The following is an 18,202-nucleotide window of genomic DNA, read 5'->3' as shown; positions in this document are numbered from 1 at the left end:
CCATGCCATGCGCACGATGCGGCAGCGGCACCAACCTGCCGATCGTCGCTGCGAGTTCCGTGTATTCACCCAGGTTTATGGAACTCGGCGGTGACGCCGCGAACGTGTCGGCAGAACCGGCCGCCGTGAAACGACGTTTTGTGTCCGCCCACAGCGTTGCGTTTCAATCGTCGCTCAGCGCGCGAGCGATCAGGGAATCGACGGTGCCGTCGTGCTGGAAACCGGCCTCGACTGCGCGCCGGTCCATCAGCGGCGGCTGACGGCCAAACAGGCGCTCGATCCGGTCGTCGGGAGAATAGTCGACGCGGGCCGAGCCGAAGCGAACCGCGAGCGCGTCGACGATCCTCTTCACTTCAAGGTGCAGCACGGGAGGTGTCCACACACGTTGGGCATGCAGTCCGTCGGCTGACAGGCGCGCCGCATGCAACAGATTGTCGACGCAACACGGACGCGACATCCACCATGCGCTCGCCGACGGCGAAACCGGACACGTGTAACGCTGGCCGAGTTGCGCCGCGCGAAAGATCGCGCTCATGAAAGCGGAGCCATGCCCCGCCGACAGACCCGGCCGCGCGACAATTCCGGGCAGGCGCAGCGAACGGCCATCGAGCTTGCCGCGGCGCGTCCAGTCCGACAGAAGCTGTTCGCCGACCAGCTTGTGCACGCCGTAACTGGCCGTCGGCTTGGGCAGAGTGTGTTCGTCCATCAGCGGCGGGAGCGGCGCGCCGTACACGGCCACACTGCTCGCGAATACGACCCGCGGCACCCGCGAATGCGCTTGCGCCTGTTGCGCGAGCCGCTCGAACAGCGCGAGCGTCGCATACAGATTGACGCGGTCGCCGAGAGCGTGGTCGGCTTCGGCCTGGGCCCCGGGCACGCTTGCCAGATGAAAGACGATATCGACAGGCTCCGACAGCAGCGAATCAAGCGTGCGCGGCGCACCGAAATCGCCGGCGAGAAAGCTGACCCGAGCGTGTTCGGGAGCGTTGTAGAACGCCTGATCGACCAGCAGAAGTTGCGACACGTCGCCGGCGCAGGCGACGCCTTCACTCAATAGCCGCTGAACCAGCGCGCGACCGACAAAACCGTTGGCCCCCGTTACGAGGACTCTCATTGTTGCGCCTCGCCTTTGCCGGCCATCGCCGCCCGCACCACGCGCTGATCGATCGTGCCGAAGGGCGCACCGCCGTCTTCGTCGCGCGCTGTCATGTTGACCCGGTCGCCGAAGCGCATGAAAGCCGTCCTCGCCTGCCTCTCATCGACGATCTCGATCACGCGGCGCTCCGCGATGCATGCTGACCCCGCCGCGCGGTCAACGTTGGATACCGTGCCCGATCCGATGATCGTCCCCGCCGACAACTTGCGCGTACGCGCCGCGTGTGCGATCAGTTCGCCAAATCCAAAGTTCATCTCGCTTCCGCACGGGTGCCCGAACCATTGTCCGTTCCACTCGACGTGCAAGCGCAGATGCACGCGACCATCGCGCCACTGATGACCCAGCTCGTCGGGCGTGAGCGCGACGGGCGCGAAGCTGGTCGAAGGCTTGGCTTGCAGAAACCCGAAGCCGCTTTTCATTTCGCGCTGTCCAAACCCGCGCAGGCTCCAGTCGTTGATCTGCACGACGAGACGAATATGCTTCATTGCGTCAGTCGCCGACACGCCCATCGGCACGCCGTCGACAACCACGCCGAACTCGCCTTCGAAGTCGATGCCGTCGCGCTCATCCGGCAGCGGCACGTCTTCGGTCGGACCCAGGAAGTCGTCGCTCGCGCCCTGGTACATGACTGGCACGGTATCGAATTCGGGAATCGGCGGCGTGTTGAATGCACGCTCCATCAAACGGCCGTGATTGAGAAACGCGGAACCGTCGCACCATTGCGGACTGCGCGGCAACGGCGCGGAGCAGGCGGCAGGATCGAACGCAAGAGCATCGGCAACACGGCCGTCATTGAGTTCTTCGTAACGCGTTTGCAAGCGAGGCGCGACGTCCGGCCAGTGCTCGATCGCATCGAGCAGCGTGTCGGCAATTCCCGTTGCCTTCACGGCATGACGAAGGTCGCGCGAGACGACGAGCAGCGTGCCGTCGCGATGACCGCGCAAAGTGGCCAGTTTCATCGTGTTTCGGTCTCCATCGACGTGTTGAGCGCCGCCGCAATGGCGCTGTCATAGGTGCCGTCGATCAGCACGAACAACATCCGGCAGACCCGGTTCGAGCGGTTGGCCCACGCGTGATTGGTCCCGCGCTGGATCACGACGCTGCCCGGCGCGAGCGCCACTTCACCCTCGTCAAGAATCAAGGTCATTTCGCCCTCGATCACGACGCCGTAGTCGATCGACTCCGTGCGATGCATCAGCGGGTGCGGAGAATCGCTCTGCACCGTAGACACATTGGCATCGCCCGTTTCGCTGAACGCCGCTTGCATTTTCGACGCGCCTTGCGCGAGAAAATCCTGCGTATCCGGCGGAATGTCGACAAAGCGAAAACGCGTGCCTTGTTCCGGCGGCGGCAGCATCAAGGGTCCGGCGGTCGGGTCCGGCCCGTTGTCCACCCAGGGCGGGCTGCCTGCCGTCGACCAGACCTCGTGAAAGACCGTGCCTGGAATGGCCTTGATTTCGACGACGCTTGGCAATGGACCATCGGAGGCGACGATGGCGCGCCCGCGCGAGTCGTGGCCCGTGACGATCCGGCGAATCGGCGGCATCATGCCGGCACCTCGTCGAATATCGCAACGGCACGCGTCCAGCCGGCCGACGCGCTGCGGATCTTGTGCGGAAAGCAACTGATCGTGAAGCCATGCGGCGGCAGCGCTTCGAGGTTGTGCAGCTTCTCGAGATGGCAATAGCCGATGTCGCGCCCGGCCTTATGGCCTTCCCAGATCAGCGAGGTGTCGCCGGTCTCGGCGATCTTCTTCGCGGTGTAGGAGAAAGGCGCATCCCAGCTCCATGCGTCGGTCCCGGTGAGCCGCACGCCGCGCTCCAGCAGATACATGGTGGCCTCGTAGCCCATTCCGCAACCGGCATTGACGTAATCGCCATGTCCATAGCGCGAACCGGCGCGTGTATTCACGACGACGATGTCGAGCGGTTCCAGTTCATGGCCAATCCGCGCAAGTTCTCGCTCGACGTCCGCAGCCGTCGCGACATAGCCGTCTGGGAAGTGACGGAAGTCGAGCTTCACGCCGGGCTGAAAACACCATTCGAGCGGAACCTGGTCGATCGTGGTCGAAGCCTTCGGGTCGCCGAGGCTCGCGTCCATCGTGGAATGGAAATGCCAGGGCGCGTCGAGGTGCGTGCCGCTATGCGTCGTCAACGTGACCCATTCGGCGGCGGCCGCTTGGCCGTCGGGAAAGTCGTCGACCTTCGTTCCCGGCAGCATGGCCATGAATTCACCTATCGTGTCGGCATGCTTCTGATAGGTGATTTTCGGCGCGAGCGGCGGCGGATCGGAGAGCACATCGTTTTCAAGGTAGATCGAGAGATCGATAAAGCGTCGATTCGGTTTCATTCGGAGATTCCCGCAATGCATGTACGAGGAGCAAGCCGTGAAAAGCAGAAAATCGCGATTGCGGCAATCGCCACCGCCGCCACGCCGAGACTGCCGTAACCGGAAAGCTTGACGAGCGTGCCGCCAAGAATCGGGCCGACGGCGGCACCCGTCATCAGCATCGCCGGCGTCGCCGCCACCGCACGGCCGGTTCCGTCGAGGCGCGCGAGCATGCCGAACGCGAAGGTGTGGGTGAAAATCATCGCCGCAGCAAAGACCGAAACCGAAGCCGCATACGGTGCGAACGCGGAACTCTGCGTGACCGTCACCGCGATGACGGCTTGCGCCAGCGCCCCGCACTGCACGACTCGCACGCCGGGCAAGCGCGATTCGAGAAAGCCCGCGAGCGGCGCAGGGATCAGATTGACCAGACCGAGCGCGATGAGAACACTCGTGACAGCGGGGAAACCGAAGCCGCGATCAAGCCCGATGCGCTGCACGAAGGCGAACACCATGGCCTGCGTCAGTCCCATGCAGGCGACGCCGATCATGCCGAACCAGACCGCGCGTTCGAGCCGCGACTCGCTGTTCGTCGCGCCGATACCGCGCGCACGGGTGGCCGGAAATGCTGCCGCCGACACCAGCGCGGCGACGCCCATCACGCCGGCGAACACCTCGAAAAGCGCGCGCCCGCCGTGGGCCGCAATCAATCCCGGCGTGATGCCGAGAAACGCGATCGCGAAACATCCCAGCGACAAGCCGGCAATCGCAAACAGTCTGTGGGGGCTCCGGCTGCGGCCAATGGTTCCATGCGTCACACTCAGACTGCTGCCGACAGCAAGCCCGGCCACGACATGCAGACCCGCCATCAACTCATAGCGATCGATCGCCGCGGCTACCGCGAATGCAACGGCCGTGATAGCGAAGCCGGCCGGCACAATGAAGCGCGCCCGCAAGCGGTTCAAACGCGGCGACAGGAAAACGCTGCTCGCGACCGCGCCGACCAGAAACAGCGTGGCCAGCGAACCGGCCTGCTGTGGATCGAGGTGATAGTCGCCGATCAGCGTGCCGACCCAGACCGGCAGCGCGACGAGATCCACCATGCCGGCGCAATGCGCGACGAGCAGCGCCAGCACGCCGGCTCCGCCGTACTGCGTGGCTGCGTGCGCGCCGGACTGCACGGCCGGTTGTCGCGCGGCATCCGCTGCGATGTTCTCTACCATTTCGTTCGCCTCCTTGGCATCAGATCGGTTGGCTCAAATTGGTTGAACGAGGCTCGTCAGCGTCTCGCGCATGATCTGGGCGTGTTCCGCCTTGTCACCTCCGCAGATCTCGATCTCGCCAAGCCGGCCTGAGTTCTCGACGACGATGCGGCAGCGTTCCCAACGGCGCGCCTGGAAGGCGAGCAAAGCCGCTTCGAGCGTCGGGCCTCGGCCCAGTTCCTCGGCGAGCACGATGCCGTCCTCGACGCCGATGCCCGCTCCGGCAGCCATATGTGGCGTCGTGGCATGCACCGCGTCGCCGATGAGCACCACGCGTCCAGCAAACCAGGGTTGCGGCACGAGCAGCCGTTCCAGCGGCCGGTAGATGACCGTCGACTGCGGCCCGATCTGGTCACGAATCGACTGCACGAGCGGTGCGCTGAAAGGCGTCAGCAGATCGCGCAGCATGTCAGGCCAGCACTCCGGGTCGAGGCGCTCGTTGGTCGGACGATCCTCGGTGACGAAGACGTACATCTCGTCGTGCGAAACGGGATTCACGCCGGCCTTGACCTTATGTCCCATCCACATGGTCGCGCAGACGATTTCCGCCGGCCGCGGCACGACCGCACGCCAGATGCCCTGGCCGGTGTAGCGCGGCTGAGGCGCATCGGGAAATACTGCTTGCCGCACTTTCGAGTAGAGGCCATCGGCGCCGATCACGAGGTCATACGTGGCCTGCGCGCCGTCGGTCAGCGTCACGTCGACGCCGTCGTCGCGTTGCACGATGTGCGAGAACGTGCAGCCGAGGCGCACCTGCACGCCGGCTGCCCGGGTCGCCTGCGCAAGAATGTTGGCCAGCACCGGCCGCATGATCGCGCCGCCGCCCGGAATGTCGGGACCGGCTACGCGAGGCGTCGGCAGTTGTCCCAGCGGCGCGCCGCCCGATGTGAAGAGATCGACGCCGTCGCCGCAGTAGCCGCGCTCCATCACCGCATCCACGACGCCGATCGTCTTCAATGCGCGCAGCGTCGGGCCGCCAATGCTGATGCCGGCGCCATACGCGCGCCACTCGCGGTCGATCTCCACGAGATCGACCTTCAGCCCCTGCTTTACGCATTGAATCGCGGCGGCCATGCCGGAAAAGCCGCCTCCGACTATGAGGACATGCCGAACGGAAGTCATGCTGGTGTCTCCTGGATTCATCTCGCGCCAGCGAATGTCGTAAGCGGGCGTGTTTTCTGTTTTCGAATGATGTGCGTCGGGCGTGCCAATGGGTATTGACCGCCGCACTTCTTTGCTCGCGCCATGCGTGCCATGCGCGCGTTATGTTTCGCCTTCCGGTTCGCCTTCTTTGCCGACCCGCGATGCAGAACCAGGCGGCATGAAAACGCTCACGTCGCCGTCTTCCGTCACTGTCGTGTCGAGCCGCGTCAAGCGTTGGCCCAGACACGGTCCCACGAGGCATTCGCCGGTCGCAATATCGAACTGCGCACCGTGCGCGTGGCAGACGATACGTGTGCCGTCGCCATTCAGGTACGCGTCCTTGCGCCACGCCATCGGTGTGCCGCCGTAGTGTGGACACGCATCCAGATACGCAAACACTTCACTGTCGCAGCGAACGAGCAGCAACGTATCGCGCCCCTGCCCCGCGGGGTCGAAGCCTCGCGAGCTGGGGTCGTCGAGTTCATCGAAGGCGATCAGACGGATTGGCAACGCCGCAACTGACATGATGGCCCCGAGTGCTAGCCGGCGGCCTTCGCCGGCGCGGCGGGCGGTCCGCCTGGCGCCCATTTCTCGCGATGCTGGAACAGGAACAACTGCGAAGCGTCAGCGCCCATCGGCGCGGTTCGCGCGGACCAGCCATCGTCGTGAAGGTCCATATCCGCGTCGTACTCGACGTGGCAACCCAACGGGCTGTTGAAGTACCAGAACCAGTTAGATCCGAACCGGTGACGCCCCGGCCCCCAGAACGACTGATAGCCCTTCTCGACAAAGCGAGTGCCGGCTTGCAGCACCTCGGTCGGTCCGCCCATGTGGAAAGTGAAGTGCTCGCAGCCCTTCATGAACGGCGGCGTCTGCATCATGAACAGCGTGTGATGATCGAGCGTGCCGGCCGGACGCAGGAATGGCCCGACGCCGGTGAAGCGGTCCGAACAGCGAAAGTGCAGACGTTCGACATAGAACGCTTCCGCCTTCTCAGCGTCCGGCACGAAATAGACGACGTGCGAAAGCGAGCGAGGCGTGAGGTCAGCGTTGTCGGTTACCGCGACCACGTTCGGTGCGCGCTGCGCCGCCGCGCCGGGGGCGTTGACCGACTCCGCGGGCAGCGCAAGCGGACGTCTCACCGTGATCTGGAAGCCGAGGGCAAAGCCCATGTCGTCGACCGATTCGATCGATCCGTCCGCGAGTTGCCGTACTTCACGGTCCCGTTGCAATTCGGCCGCGATCGCGTGCAACGTTGCGGCGTCGGCCACGCCATAGGTCGTCTTGCGCAACATGCTTCCCGTGGCGAGCGCCGGCGGCAAAGCCGGGTCGTCGGCGCGCGTGATTTCGATCGCGGTGCCGTCGAGTGCTTCAAAGCGGCCGCCGGCTTCTCCCGCACGCACGGGCACGAGGCCGTAGTCGAGCAGGTACTGGTTGCAGCTTGCCACGTCGTCCACGCCGAAGACGAGCGTATCGGGTCCGATGATATTCATGAGCTCGGGTTCAAGTTAAAAGATGGGTCAGAGAGCGGTACGGCCGCCCAGGGTTTCGGCCACCCAGTCGGCGATGTAGTGGCCTGCGTTGATCGAATTGTCGAAGCTGGAGTGTTGAACGCCGCCTTCGCGGTCGGTAAATACCTTCAGCTCACGCTTCGGACTGTTGACGAGCTGCTCATAAGTGCGGTGCGCCCAGGCTACGGGAATCTGCGAATCCTTCTCGCCGTGCGTCACGAGAAACGGCACCTTGATGCGATCTAGCACGCCGTCGAGATGAACGTTCTCCGCGATCTCCATGAATTCCTCGACGTCCTTCGCGCCCCACACCCAACGGACGTGATCCCAGTAGTGCGGAACCGGGAAATTGCCTTCGCGCTGCAGGCGTCTTTTCTGCACGTCGCGCCAGTCGTGATTTGCGCCCCAGACCACACCGCACGCGAAGCGCGGCTCGAAAGCCACTGCACGCGGACAGTAATAGCCGCCGAGCGAGACGCCTTCCATGCCGATGCGCTTGTGATCGATGTCGTCGCGCGTCTCCAGCCAGTCCACGATCCGGCTCGCCCACACTTCCGAGTTGTACACGGCATGCAGGCCGTCGAGCCGCAGCGCTTCGCCGGTGCCCGGCTGATCCACGATCAACGACGACACGCCGCGTGCCGCCAGCCAAGCCGGCAATCCGACGAGGTATTTCATTTCCTTCGTGGAGTCGAGCCCGTTCACTTGCACGAGCAACGGGCTGCGTGCGCCCGCGTCCTTCGCCTTCACCAGCAAGCCGGACAGGTGGCCGTTGCCGTATGGAATCGTCACGCGTTCGCAGTCCTCTGCGAGCAGCTTGACGCCCTTCGCGAACGTATCGAGCGAACGCCGGTACAGATCGACGCGTGCCGGGGCGCCGTGCGCCTGCAGCCGTTCGCAGGTAATCAGGTAGATAGCGGCGCGCCTGAGCTTTTCCCCGGCCGACAGCAGCCGGCCGCGCGCTTCGTCCTCGTTCGCGAGATCGCACAGGCGATCGGCCATGCTCGACCATACTTGCCTGAATGCGCGGGTACCTTCCGCGTCGGCCTGCTTCGCGGCCTCCTGCAAAGGCGCGCACATTGCCTCTATCTCACCGATGCGCGCGCCCATCTCGATCGCGAGATCGACGGACAGGTTCCAGACGTAATTCGTGGGGAAATAACGAAACATGCAAGTCCTTCAAAGTTGATTAGTGGCCCGTAGCAGGTCCCGGCGGTTTCGCCCACAACGGAATCGCGACGTTCAGCCAGACCGCGTTGCTCTTCGAGGTGTTGGCCGCGTAAATGCCCTGCTGATAGTTGAGGTTGATATTGAATTTGCCCGCGTCGTAGACGATCGACGGTCCAAGCCCGAGCGTCTTTGCCCGGTTGTCGCCAATTACCGACCCGTTGTGCCGGTCGTCCGTGAACTGGTTCAGGTACGCGCCCACAAGGCCCAGCTTCCATTTGCCGAGGTTCCATCCGGCCGCGAATTCGCCGACGTAGGCCGTGCCAGACCGGTAGCCTGTCGCGCCGTTTTCACGGTTGATCATCAGGCGGTTGGCGACGCCCAGGTCGATACCGTTGGGCGCGTTGTAACGCAGCGAGACGACCGGTTGAAGCGACGTATAGCCCACGGCCACGCTCGGTTTCGACGGGCTATACGAACCCGTCTCGAATGCAATGTCGAAGCCGCTGGTGAAAGTCAGATTCCGCGCGAGGCCCCAGCTCATGATGACCGGAGACAGCGTGACGTTGGACAGTCCGTTCTGCGTGCCTTGCTGTCCGGCGATGTTCGTATGCAGCGACACGACCGGCAACACGAGTTGTGAATACACATGGGCGCCTAGCACCGTGAACGGATACGAGGCGAGCAAACGCGTGGTCGCCGAAAACGCCGACGAATGAAATGGCACCGGCAGCTTCTCGCCGTTGTTGCCGTAAAGCCCATTCGAAAAGCTGTAACTGAATTGCTCCAGAGCGAACAATCCGGGTATCGGCGGCATCTCCGCGATGTTGGTGCCCACCGCGCCTGCCGGATAGGGAGAAACCCCGCTTTCCAGGGCACAGGCGTTCTTCGATCCGAGCGCCGCAAACATCATGCAGCCTACGGAAGCGGCGGCGGCTGCAGCAAATCCTCTACGCAATTTCGTCTCCTCATCGCCGACGCCTCATAGGCTGTCGGACATGTCTTTTATCGTTCATTGGTTGCAGCGCGCACGACTACGGCGGCGTCAGCACTGCAAACGGCATCCCGATGCGCGATTGAAAATCGGTCGTGTCGGGATGGGCTTTAGATTAAGATGCGCTCGCGTAGCACTCAAATGGATTGCATCCATTCGGTCTATGGGTAGCCTGAATACTTTCAGGAGAAACCCTAATGCTGGTCGACGATAACGCGTGTCATACCGGCATGGCGGACGACAATGAACGGAGACAGCGCTCATGCGCTTTAACAAGCTCGATCTGAATCTGCTCGTGGCACTGGATGCGTTACTGACCGAGGAAGGGATCAGCCGCGCGGCCGAGAAAATACATCTGAGCCAGTCTGCGATGAGCAACGCGCTGGCGCGGCTGCGCGAATATTTCGACGACGAGTTGCTCGTCCAGGTCGGCCGCAAGATGGAGTTGACCTCACGCGCCGAAGGGCTGAAAGACGCCGTGCGCGATATTCTCGTTCGCGTCGACGCGACAGTGGCCGCGCAACCGCAGTTCGTGCCGTCGCAGTCGAACCGGCTGTTCCGGCTGCTCGTATCCGACTACACGATGATGACGCTGATGCCGCACGTACTCGAGCTTGCGTATCGGCAGGCACCCGGCGTGCGCTTCGATTTACGGCCGCAGGTCTCGAACCCGCAACGTGTGCTGGAGCGCGGCGAAGCGGACCTGCTGATCATCCCCAAGGACTTCTGCTCGACGGAACATCCGTCGGAAATGTTGTTTGAAGAATCGTTTTGCTGCGTGCTGTGGAATCAAAGCAATCTGGTGGGCGACGACATGACAGCCGAACGCTATATGGCGGCCGGTCACGTGGTGGTCCATCCCGGCGACGGCATTGCGCTCGCAGACTGGTTCATGCAACGCCTCGGCATGCTACGGCGTGTCGAGGCGAGCACGTTCAGCTTTCTGTCGCCGGCGCACCTCGTGGTCGGCACGCACCGTATCGCGACCATGCATACCCGCCTCGCACGACAGGCCGCGCGCTCGTTGCCGATTACGACGCGCGTTATGCCGGTCACGATGCCGAAGATGCAGCAATGCGTTCAATGGCACAAACATCGCACGTCGGATCAGGGCATCGCGTGGGCGCGCTCGCTTCTGAAAGAGGCGGTTCTCGCGATGGACAGCGCGTCGGACGCGGCGGCATGAAAGCGATCGCAAGCAGAAAGCGCACCGCGAACACGAAGGTCGACGTTCTGCCCGCTGCCGATACGCCGTCCATTCTCGACCCGCGATGGCTGGTGTTCGTGCGCGTGGCGGACCTCGGGAGCCTTAGCAAGGCCGCCATCGCGCTCGACGTGCCGCACTCGTTAGTCAGCCGAAACATTGCTCTGCTCGAGCAGCAATGTGGTGAACGGCTCTTTCGACGCATGGGCCGCGGCGTCGTTCTCACGGAGTTCGGCGAATATGTGCTGCCGCGTGTCGCGCATCTCGCTCATGAGGCGGACGCGCTTACCGACGACATCCGCAGCGCGCGCGGCCAGCCGAATGGCGAAGTGCTGGTCGGATTGCCGTCGGCGGTCGATCAGCTTGCCGGTCCGCTGTTCGCGTCCGTAAAGAACGAGTTGCCGGGCGTCAGGCTTCATCTTGTGGAAGGCGCAAGCGCGCAGCTTGAAGAGCAGCTTCGCGATGGCCGTCTCGACATGGCGGTGGTACTGCGCGACGATGAAGCGAGCATCAAGGACGCTCACGTGCTCGCCAAAGTGCCGTTAAATCTCGTGGGCCGCCGCGAAGACACGCTAGTCGGCAAGAAGGACTTTCCGCTCGCCGGACTTTCCGGCCTGCCGCTCGTCGTACCGGGCCGTCCGCGTCCGCTACGCGGGCGTCTCGATCGGCTGGCTGTCGAACATTCGGTGACGCTGCAAGTCGCCGTCGAAGTCGATTCAGTGCGCTTGCAGTATGAAATCGTCGCAGCCGGCGGAGGCTATACAATCGCATCGGTATTGCCGGGGCGGCTCGATCCGCGCCTCGCGTCGTCGCGCATCGTCAGTCCCGTGCTCGAACGGTTCGTCGTGCTGACGGACACGCCACGCCGTCCACATACGCGCGCCACGCGCGCGGTTCGACGTCTGATCGAACGCCTCGCTGCATTTGCATAGACAGCGTGATCGCTGTTATCGACGGAATACATAACTGCTTTCGACACTGAGCAGTACACGCAAGCGGTCGTGGTCCCTATAGGGCGTTGGCCACTAACGAGAAAGCGCACACCATGTCCGATACACCGCCGAACGACGCCCTGCCCCCACACTCTTTCTGAACGATGCGGATGTCGCGTCGCTCGCCGACTGGCCTTCGGCTGTCGCGGCGCTGGCCCACGCATATGGCGAGCGCGCATCCGACGCGATGGTCCCGCCGCGCTCGGTGGCCCGCGGCGACGGAATCTGGCTGCGCAGTCTGACGGCGATCGGTTTTGTCGCGGTAAGGATGGAGATGCGAGCGAGATCGATATGCAAAGTAGTGCTTATATTGCGAGGTTTTGGAATTGATCGGCGGCAGACAGATGAGCTCCGCGAGCGAACTTCATCTGTCCTTTCACGATCATGTACATCAGTTCGATGCCGGCCAGAAGGATCCGGGCACAGCGAAAATTCTTGAATCCCAGCATGGGCCGCGTTCGTCGCTTGATCGCCCGATGGTCCTGCTCGACCAGATTATTGAGATATTTCGACTGGCGGATCCTGATCGGCGTTTCACGATCGGCATTGATTGCTTCGAGCGCGGCGAGGTTGGAGCCGCTTTTGTCGATGGTCACCGTCTCGGGCGCTCCATTCTGGGCGATCGATTTCTCAAAGTAACGCCGGGCTGCAGTCTTGTCACGACGGACGCGTAGCAGAAAATCGATGGTGTTGCCGTCCTTGTCTACGGCCCGATAGAGATATCGCCATTCGCCCTTGACGCGAATGTACGTCTCGTCCATGCGCCAGCTCTTGCCGACCGGCCGCTTGCGGAGGCGAAACGCTTTCTCCAGCACCGGCAACAGCTTGATGGCCCAGCGGTGCACAGTCGAATGATCGACCGAAACACCGCGCTCAGCCATCATGTCTTCGAGGTTCCGCAGACTCAGCGGATAGGCCACGTACCAGCGCACGCAAGTCAGAATCAAGTCGAGTGGATAATGCAGGCGTTTGAGCACTCGGGCCACGGCCGGATTTAAGGTCTTCATCGAGCTTTCAGTTTAGTATCTTTCCGCACATCATAGCGGAACGCCTTACTGCAACAGAGCCGCACAAACGTCCGGTCGGCAAGAGCTGGAGGATGGATGAGACCTACGTCAAGGTGGGCGGCCAGTGGAACTACTTGTATCGCGCGGTGGACAAGGCCGGCAATACGGCGGATTTCCTGTTGCGGGCGCATCGCGACAAAGCTGCCGCGCGCCGTTACTTCGAGAAAGCCATCGATCGGAACGGGACGCCCGAGACCGTGACCATGGATAAAAGCGGGGCGAATCTGGCCGCCCTCCAGGCCATCAACGCCGAGCGGGAAACGCCCATCAAGGTCCGGCAGGTCAAATATCTGAACAACATCGTCGAGCAGGATCATCGGGCGATCACCTTCATCTGGCCTGTCCTGATCATATGCATCGTCTCAATGCCTGACAGGATGATGCGGGCACACCGGAAACCCTTGAAGCCCATCATGGGCCTGGTTCGTCGTTTGGGACAGCGGCGCCCCCCGAACCGCCGCCGATCAGTTCTATTCGTTGCTGGAAGACCTGTTTGGCGAGATCGATGCCGAGAATATCGATTTCCATGATGAACCTCCACACGTCAGGTTGACGTCCGTCAGTGTCTCCCGAAGGGAGGCGTCGGGTCCATCTCATTACAACCCGATCGTGTGGTATCCGTTGACCTTACTGACGATCTCGCGCGGCAAAATGCTGCGCCTCTCGAAGAGGCTGCGGCAACCGCTATTGCACTCAATGCCTGAAGCGGGTCACCCATAGAAGGGCCGAAGTCATGGGATAAAAAATTTCCGCCCAACGCAGCGCCTTTCGTTCATGCCTTTCCGGGCGCGCGCAAGTGTCGAGGCCAAGGGCATGTCCACTGCGGACCGGCGCACCGGGCGCCAGCGTAGCGGGTGCGTCCCTCGCAATGACAGGCAGGGCAAGCCGCTCAGTGCATCGTATCTGCTTCGACGCGCGCTACCGCATCAGTGTCGCCCGCCGGCGACTGCACGATAGGCGATATGTTCACGTTCTTGCGGTACCGCGCAAACGCCTCATCCGCATGACAGATCTTCGTCCGCCCGTGCGGTGCCGGCTCGCCGTTCTCGTTGAGATTGACGAACACCATCTTCTCGACAGTCAGAATGCTCTTGCGGGTGATCTTGTTGCGGACTTCGCAGCGCAGCGTGATCGACGTGCAGCCGAAGTGCGTCGCGGTCATGCCGAGTTCGATGATGTCGCCTTGGCGCGCCGAGCTGACGAAATTGATTTCCGACATGAACTTCGTGACAACGCGCTCGTTGGCGAGCTGGCAGATTGCATAGATCGCGGCTTCCTCGTCGATCCAGCGCAGCAGGCTGCCACCAAATAGCGCGCCGTTCGGGTTCAGGTCTTCGGGCTTGACCCATTTGCGGGTATGAAAATTCATCGGGTATCCCATCGTTGACAGTGGCGCGGCCCTGATGCGGAAGCGGAATAAGGGGCAACACCTAACGTTTAATATTAGGGTTTTCCCTTAATGTTGGCAAGGATGAAAAAAAACCGGCTCGAGGACGGCTTCAACGGCGTTGAGAGATGGCCTCACCCGTTCGGACAGTCTTCTGAGATTTTTAAGTGGAACGTCCGGGGCAGTCATGCTGCCGATTTGATCGCAGGCAGTGTTGCGAAGTATGCCTCATCCGGCGTGCGGTGTTCCAGACTCGAATGAGGCCGTCTCTGGTTGTACAGATTGATGTAATCGCCGATTGAGCGCCGGGCGTGGCCTACCGATTCATAGGCTTTCAGATACACCTCTTCGTATTCCACGCTTCGCCACACGCGCTCGACGAACACGTTGTCTCGCCAGGCACCTTTGCCGTCCATCGACAAGCGGATGCCCCGGCTGAGCACGGCCTCGGTGAACGCTGTCGCGGTGAACTGGCTGCCCTGGTCGGTATTGACGATCTCAGGTTGCCCGTACCTCGCGAACGCTTCTTCCAACGCCTCGACAGCGGGCATCGCCTCCATCGTGATCGCTACGCGTGGGCCAGTACCTTCCGGCTGGCCCAGTCCACCACGGTGGTCAGATTCACGAAGCCGCGCGCCATCGGAATATAGCTCGTATCCAGTGCCCAGACCCGGTTTGCCCGATTGATCGTCATGCCCCCGCAGCAGATACGGCACAGATCTTGTGCCGCGCATTGCGTCGGCTCGTGTTCGGTTTGCAGTACAGCGCCTCGATACCCATGCGCTTCATCAGCGTGCGCGCGCGCCTGCGGCCAATCTCGTGTCCCTCGCGACGCGGCAGTCGCGCCAGCATCCGCCCTCCGGCAAACGGAAACTCCATGTGCAGTTCGTCGATCCGGCGCATCAGCAACTGGTCTGCGTTGCTCACCGGTTGCGCCCGGTAATACACGCTCGATCTTGCGATACCAGCGAGTCGCGCCTGCTGCGAGACCGACAATGCGTGTGTACGATCGATCATCGCTTTGCGCTCAGCAATCCCGCCTTGTTGAGCGCGCCGCTTAAAAAATCGTTCTCCAGCGTGAGCTGGCCGATCTTCGCATGTAGCCCCTTCAAATCGACTTGCGGCTCGCTCGACGCCGTGCCGCCTGCGCCGAACACGTCGGCGGCATGTTCCTGCAACTGCCGCTTCCATTCGGTGATCCGGTTCGGGTGCACATCCCGACTACTGCGCTAATTCGGCTAGCGTCCGCTCGCCCTTGACCGCCGCCATCGCCACCTTCACTTTGAACGCGGCTGAGTGCGTCCGTCGGGTTCTCTTCGTCATCTTCCTGGTTCCTTTGTCGGCATTATCGCCGGCTCAGGGCCCCGAGCATTCCACTTATCCGACTGGCCGAATTTGCGCGCCCACCTCTGAAATGAGGTGGGAGTCAGCGGATTTCATCGGGGCCCCAGTCGAATGATTGGCTGCAACAGGCCGGATATAAAGCAGCAACCGCCCCATCAAGTCATGCACACGAAAAACCTTCGCAAAAAGGGAGGCGTCCATATAAGGTCATACTGCCTTAATCAGCGTTGCCGTAAGTCGACAGAAGGGCGGGCTCCTTCCGCGCGTTCTCCTCAACGTGGACACGAAACAGCTGCCATAGCGAATCCATGACAGCGCGGTATGCGGCTTCGTCGGCGCGATCTGGAGCCGGGCGGGCGAAGTAAAATCCCTGCACGAAATCCGAATCGCACTCCATCGCGAGCAACGCTTCGCGCTGCGTTTCCACCCCCTCGACCACGACCAGAGCACCTGTTCCATGCAACAGCGACACCAGTCGCGGAAGCTGACGCGCGAGACGCGGGCTCTGAGCAGCCTGCTCGATGACCGTGCGGTCCAGTTTGACGATATCGGGCTGGAGTTGCCAGACCCGGTCAATGTTGGAATGACCGGCCCCGAAGTCATCCAGGGCTATCTGGAACCCCAGTTGCCGAAATGAGGCGACTCCGTCGATGAGTTGCTGAAGATTGCCGTTCGGTGTCTCCAGCACTTCCAGGACAACCCGGTCAGGCGTCAGCTGCAAGCGCCTCATGCTATCCGCTGCCAGGCGGCGATAGGCCTCTGACACGACGAAGCCGTCCGGCCGGACATTGAGAAAAAGCCGGTCACGGGCATTCGCCATCTGCGCGAAGTTTGATGCATGTAGCAACTGGACACCGCGCTCGAGATTATCCCAACGCCCCCGTTCAACGGTGCGGCCCAATACTGCAAGCGAATGAACCTCCTTTCCGATAGGGTCGCGCACCCGGAGCAACGCCTCATATCCAATTGAGCGACGATGCGACAGGCTGAATATGGGCTGAAATACGCTCGAAAGCGTCAGGTTACCAAGGCGTGCCGACGGATACAGAAGAGGTGCATTACTTCCGCGAAACTGCAGCAGGTCTGAGTGTTCCAATTGATTGTCCCGTGTTACAGCGTCGAAGGCTGGAAAGGGTCACGCCAACAAACCTACTTGGAACCATAGCCTCCTTCCCAAAAATTTCATCGTTCCGGGGTTGCGTACCATGAGACTATTCGCCCGGGCAGGCGGTTGCGCCGCTTCAACTTCAACATGCCAGGCCGTGGTCGCGGATCGTATACGCCCCGCAGTGGCGTTCCAATGTCCGTCGACTCAGTCGGGCACGCCCGCCCGATGATCGGCCAAAGGTATTTCGTGCGGCGATGACCACAATCCACATGAAAAAAATCCGGTAAGCACTGTTTGCATCATCTTGTCGCTCATCAAATCCGGATCGCACATTCTAAAAAACTGCACGCCATCGCACAGGCTCATCAAGCCAAGCGCGAGAGCGTCGCTCTGGCGCCCCATCGGGCCGACATCGCACTCCGAAATCCTACGGATGTATGCGCTAATCTGTTCGAGCTTTTCTTGCCGGAAGGCATTGATGCGCTGCTGAAACGCGGTGTCTCGGAACGCCAGCAACTTGGCCTCGACCCAAAGCGGAAAGCAATCGTTCTCAAGAAAGGAACGGCTGTAGTGCGCGACGGCGTGCTCCTTCATTTCCTCGGGCGTGCCACGCTCCTTCATGATCCGCTGAAGATTCGCTAGCGCCGTATCGTCATCGCGGCGTAGTAGCTCGATCAGCAGTTCCAGTTTGCCGCCGAAATTTGAATAGAACGCGCCGCGCGTATAGCCAGCCGCTTCAGCGATTTCCTCCACGCTCGTTGCGGCCAGTCCCTTTTCAATGAAGATCTTCCGCGCAGCTTCAAACAGGAGCTCTCGAGTCTGCTCTCTGCGCTGTGAGCGTGTCAGGCGTTCGCGCTTCATGGCATAGCGTACCGGTCAGGCGCCATCTGCGTTGCCGCCAATCGGCGCGCGTGTCAGAGGACGCGTTTCGAAATGGTTGGTCAATAAGGAGTATCGGACCCATAGTCCGGTCTAAGTGACATTGGACTGTGAGTGATCGCTATGCGAAGTAGTACCTATGTTCCCAGTTCGTGGAATTGATCGGCGGTGTGCGAGATTCGAGCGCGACAGCCCTGGGACTTCACAGACCGGCTTCATCGGTCGCCTCCCCCTCTGCGGCAATGGTGGGCGCGCAATTGTTTGCCCGACCATACTCCACTGCTTCGCGGAGGATTTCCACTTCCATTGTCTTTTTGCCCAGCAGTCGCTGCAGTTCACGAATCTCCTTCATGGCTTTGGCCAAGTCCGATGCCGACACCACCTGCTCACCTGCACTCACTGCGTACAGGCTGCCGTCCCGATAGCGCTTGCGCCACGCGAACACCTGGTTCGCATTCACCTGATGATGACGGGCTACGCCAGAAACGGTCGCTCCGGGTTCGAAGGTTTCACGCACAATCGCCAGTTTCTCTTCAGCCGAGCGGCGTCGGCGCCGCTCCGGCTGGGTCAGAACCTCAACGGGTTCCATCTTGTTAGTTGTAGGCTTGAACATAGGCTGAAGACTACCTCATAGGATAAGCATTACCCAGTGTCCGGTTT

Annotated in this window: 16 protein-coding genes and 4 pseudogenes; 3 read left to right on the top strand and 17 right to left on the bottom strand. The window is 61.8% G+C overall.

Features of this window, described 5'->3' with window-relative positions; genetic code table 11:
- Window positions 1–163: 163 nt before the first annotated feature.
- The 10 genes from BJG93_RS20485 to BJG93_RS20440 all read right to left on the bottom strand — a co-directional run bounded on the left by BJG93_RS20485 (window position 164) and on the right by BJG93_RS20440 (window position 9,480).
- Window positions 164–1,114, bottom strand: a complete 951-nt coding sequence (locus tag BJG93_RS20485; RefSeq protein ID WP_027196098.1) for an NAD-dependent epimerase/dehydratase family protein — start codon at window positions 1,112–1,114, stop codon at window positions 164–166.
- On the bottom strand, window positions 1,111–2,115 hold the full coding sequence (locus BJG93_RS20480) for a fumarylacetoacetate hydrolase family protein (RefSeq protein WP_027196097.1): 1,005 nt from the start codon (window positions 2,113–2,115) through the stop codon (window positions 1,111–1,113). The genes BJG93_RS20485 and BJG93_RS20480 overlap by 4 nt, the downstream gene beginning before the upstream one ends.
- On the bottom strand, window positions 2,112–2,705 hold the full coding sequence (locus BJG93_RS20475) for a cupin domain-containing protein (RefSeq protein ID WP_027196096.1): 594 nt from the start codon (window positions 2,703–2,705) through the stop codon (window positions 2,112–2,114). Before BJG93_RS20475 ends, BJG93_RS20480 begins: the two co-directional genes overlap by 4 nt.
- Window positions 2,702–3,505, bottom strand: coding sequence for a cyclase family protein (locus BJG93_RS20470; protein WP_027196095.1), 804 nt, complete (start codon window positions 3,503–3,505; stop codon window positions 2,702–2,704). The genes BJG93_RS20475 and BJG93_RS20470 overlap by 4 nt, the downstream gene beginning before the upstream one ends.
- Entirely contained in the window at window positions 3,502–4,707 is a 1,206-nt protein-coding gene (locus BJG93_RS20465) for an MFS transporter (RefSeq protein ID WP_082194556.1), read from the bottom strand. The genes BJG93_RS20470 and BJG93_RS20465 overlap by 4 nt, the downstream gene beginning before the upstream one ends.
- A gap of 33 nt (window positions 4,708–4,740) precedes the next feature.
- On the bottom strand, window positions 4,741–5,868 hold the full coding sequence (locus tag BJG93_RS20460) for an FAD-dependent oxidoreductase (protein WP_082194555.1): 1,128 nt from the start codon (window positions 5,866–5,868) through the stop codon (window positions 4,741–4,743).
- Window positions 5,869–6,009: 141 nt separating this feature from the next.
- Complete coding sequence (locus tag BJG93_RS20455; protein WP_027196093.1) at window positions 6,010–6,414, bottom strand: Rieske (2Fe-2S) protein; 405 nt, start codon at window positions 6,412–6,414, stop codon at window positions 6,010–6,012.
- A gap of 14 nt (window positions 6,415–6,428) precedes the next feature.
- Window positions 6,429–7,382 carry a VOC family protein gene (locus BJG93_RS20450; RefSeq protein ID WP_027196092.1) on the bottom strand — a complete coding sequence of 318 codons (954 nt, stop codon included), beginning with the start codon at window positions 7,380–7,382 and terminating at the stop codon, window positions 6,429–6,431.
- Between the two features lie 27 nt (window positions 7,383–7,409).
- Complete coding sequence (locus tag BJG93_RS20445; RefSeq protein ID WP_027196091.1) at window positions 7,410–8,570, bottom strand: alpha/beta hydrolase family protein; 1,161 nt, start codon at window positions 8,568–8,570, stop codon at window positions 7,410–7,412.
- A 19-nt stretch (window positions 8,571–8,589) separates the two neighbouring features.
- Entirely contained in the window at window positions 8,590–9,480 is an 891-nt protein-coding gene (locus BJG93_RS20440; RefSeq protein WP_051374304.1) for a SphA family protein, read from the bottom strand.
- 343 nt (window positions 9,481–9,823) lie between these two features.
- Here BJG93_RS20440 and BJG93_RS20435 point away from each other — a divergent pair, with 343 nt between their 5' ends.
- Window positions 9,824–10,747, top strand: a complete 924-nt coding sequence (locus tag BJG93_RS20435) for a LysR family transcriptional regulator (RefSeq protein ID WP_027196089.1) — start codon at window positions 9,824–9,826, stop codon at window positions 10,745–10,747.
- The gene (locus BJG93_RS20430; protein ID WP_082194554.1) at window positions 10,744–11,697 is read left to right on the top strand and encodes a LysR family transcriptional regulator; all 954 of its coding nucleotides are present in this window, start codon (window positions 10,744–10,746) and stop codon (window positions 11,695–11,697) included. The genes BJG93_RS20435 and BJG93_RS20430 overlap by 4 nt, the downstream gene beginning before the upstream one ends.
- 365 nt (window positions 11,698–12,062) lie before the next feature.
- On the opposite strand, the gene BJG93_RS20425 is transcribed toward BJG93_RS20430, so the two are convergent.
- Window positions 12,063–12,764, bottom strand: a complete 702-nt coding sequence (locus BJG93_RS20425) for an IS6 family transposase (RefSeq protein WP_027196087.1) — start codon at window positions 12,762–12,764, stop codon at window positions 12,063–12,065.
- A 62-nt stretch (window positions 12,765–12,826) separates the two neighbouring features.
- Here BJG93_RS20425 and BJG93_RS20420 point away from each other — a divergent pair.
- A pseudogene (locus BJG93_RS20420) lies at window positions 12,827–13,150 on the top strand (IS6 family transposase); the annotation flags it as partial.
- Here BJG93_RS20420 and BJG93_RS20415 read toward each other — a convergent pair.
- The 6 genes and pseudogenes from BJG93_RS20415 to BJG93_RS20390 form a co-directional block, all read right to left on the bottom strand.
- Window positions 13,138–13,266, bottom strand: a pseudogene (locus BJG93_RS20415) (IS6 family transposase); the annotation flags it as partial. The pseudogenes BJG93_RS20420 and BJG93_RS20415 sit on opposite strands and share 13 nt — an antisense overlap.
- A gap of 447 nt (window positions 13,267–13,713) precedes the next feature.
- Window positions 13,714–14,193, bottom strand: coding sequence for an acyl-CoA thioesterase (locus BJG93_RS20410; RefSeq protein WP_027196086.1), 480 nt, complete (start codon window positions 14,191–14,193; stop codon window positions 13,714–13,716).
- Window positions 14,194–14,396: 203 nt separating this feature from the next.
- Window positions 14,397–15,534, bottom strand: a pseudogene (locus BJG93_RS20405) (IS3 family transposase).
- Between the two features lie 238 nt (window positions 15,535–15,772).
- A complete protein-coding gene (locus BJG93_RS20400; protein ID WP_082194553.1) occupies window positions 15,773–16,651 on the bottom strand; it encodes an EAL domain-containing protein in 879 nt (292 codons plus the stop codon).
- Window positions 16,652–16,867: 216 nt separating this feature from the next.
- Window positions 16,868–17,524, bottom strand: a complete 657-nt coding sequence (locus tag BJG93_RS20395) for a TetR/AcrR family transcriptional regulator (protein WP_034478262.1) — start codon at window positions 17,522–17,524, stop codon at window positions 16,868–16,870.
- A 177-nt stretch (window positions 17,525–17,701) separates the two neighbouring features.
- A pseudogene (locus tag BJG93_RS20390) lies at window positions 17,702–18,131 on the bottom strand (transposase); the annotation flags it as partial.
- Between the last annotated feature and the right edge of the window lie 71 nt (window positions 18,132–18,202).

The organism is Paraburkholderia sprentiae WSM5005 (assembly GCF_001865575.2).
Classification (GTDB): Bacteria; Pseudomonadota; Gammaproteobacteria; order Burkholderiales; family Burkholderiaceae; genus Paraburkholderia; species Paraburkholderia sprentiae.
This window is presented reverse-complemented; position numbering and strand designations above follow the sequence as displayed.

Bases quoted from the DNA above. Each gene is read 5' to 3' on its own strand.
- BJG93_RS20485 (WP_027196098.1), bottom strand. From the start codon at position 1,114: ATGAGAGTCCTCGTAACGGGGGCCAACGGTTTTGTCGGTCGCGCGCTG.
- BJG93_RS20480 (WP_027196097.1), bottom strand. From the start codon at position 2,115: ATGAAACTGGCCACTTTGCGCGGTCATCGCGACGGCACGCTGCTCGTC.
- BJG93_RS20475 (WP_027196096.1), bottom strand. From the start codon at position 2,705: ATGATGCCGCCGATTCGCCGGATCGTCACGGGCCACGACTCGCGCGGG.
- BJG93_RS20470 (WP_027196095.1), bottom strand. From the start codon at position 3,505: ATGAAACCGAATCGACGCTTTATCGATCTCTCGATCTACCTTGAAAAC.
- BJG93_RS20465 (WP_082194556.1), bottom strand. From the start codon at position 4,707: ATGGTAGAGAACATCGCAGCGGATGCCGCGCGACAACCGGCCGTGCAG.
- BJG93_RS20460 (WP_082194555.1), bottom strand. From the start codon at position 5,868: ATGACTTCCGTTCGGCATGTCCTCATAGTCGGAGGCGGCTTTTCCGGC.
- BJG93_RS20455 (WP_027196093.1), bottom strand. From the start codon at position 6,414: ATGTCAGTTGCGGCGTTGCCAATCCGTCTGATCGCCTTCGATGAACTC.
- BJG93_RS20450 (WP_027196092.1), bottom strand. From the start codon at position 7,382: ATGAATATCATCGGACCCGATACGCTCGTCTTCGGCGTGGACGACGTG.
- BJG93_RS20445 (WP_027196091.1), bottom strand. From the start codon at position 8,570: ATGTTTCGTTATTTCCCCACGAATTACGTCTGGAACCTGTCCGTCGAT.
- BJG93_RS20440 (WP_051374304.1), bottom strand. From the start codon at position 9,480: ATGATGTTTGCGGCGCTCGGATCGAAGAACGCCTGTGCCCTGGAAAGC.
- BJG93_RS20435 (WP_027196089.1), top strand. From the start codon at position 9,824: ATGCGCTTTAACAAGCTCGATCTGAATCTGCTCGTGGCACTGGATGCG.
- BJG93_RS20430 (WP_082194554.1), top strand. From the start codon at position 10,744: ATGAAAGCGATCGCAAGCAGAAAGCGCACCGCGAACACGAAGGTCGAC.
- BJG93_RS20425 (WP_027196087.1), bottom strand. From the start codon at position 12,764: ATGAAGACCTTAAATCCGGCCGTGGCCCGAGTGCTCAAACGCCTGCAT.
- BJG93_RS20410 (WP_027196086.1), bottom strand. From the start codon at position 14,193: ATGAATTTTCATACCCGCAAATGGGTCAAGCCCGAAGACCTGAACCCG.
- BJG93_RS20395 (WP_034478262.1), bottom strand. From the start codon at position 17,524: ATGAAGCGCGAACGCCTGACACGCTCACAGCGCAGAGAGCAGACTCGA.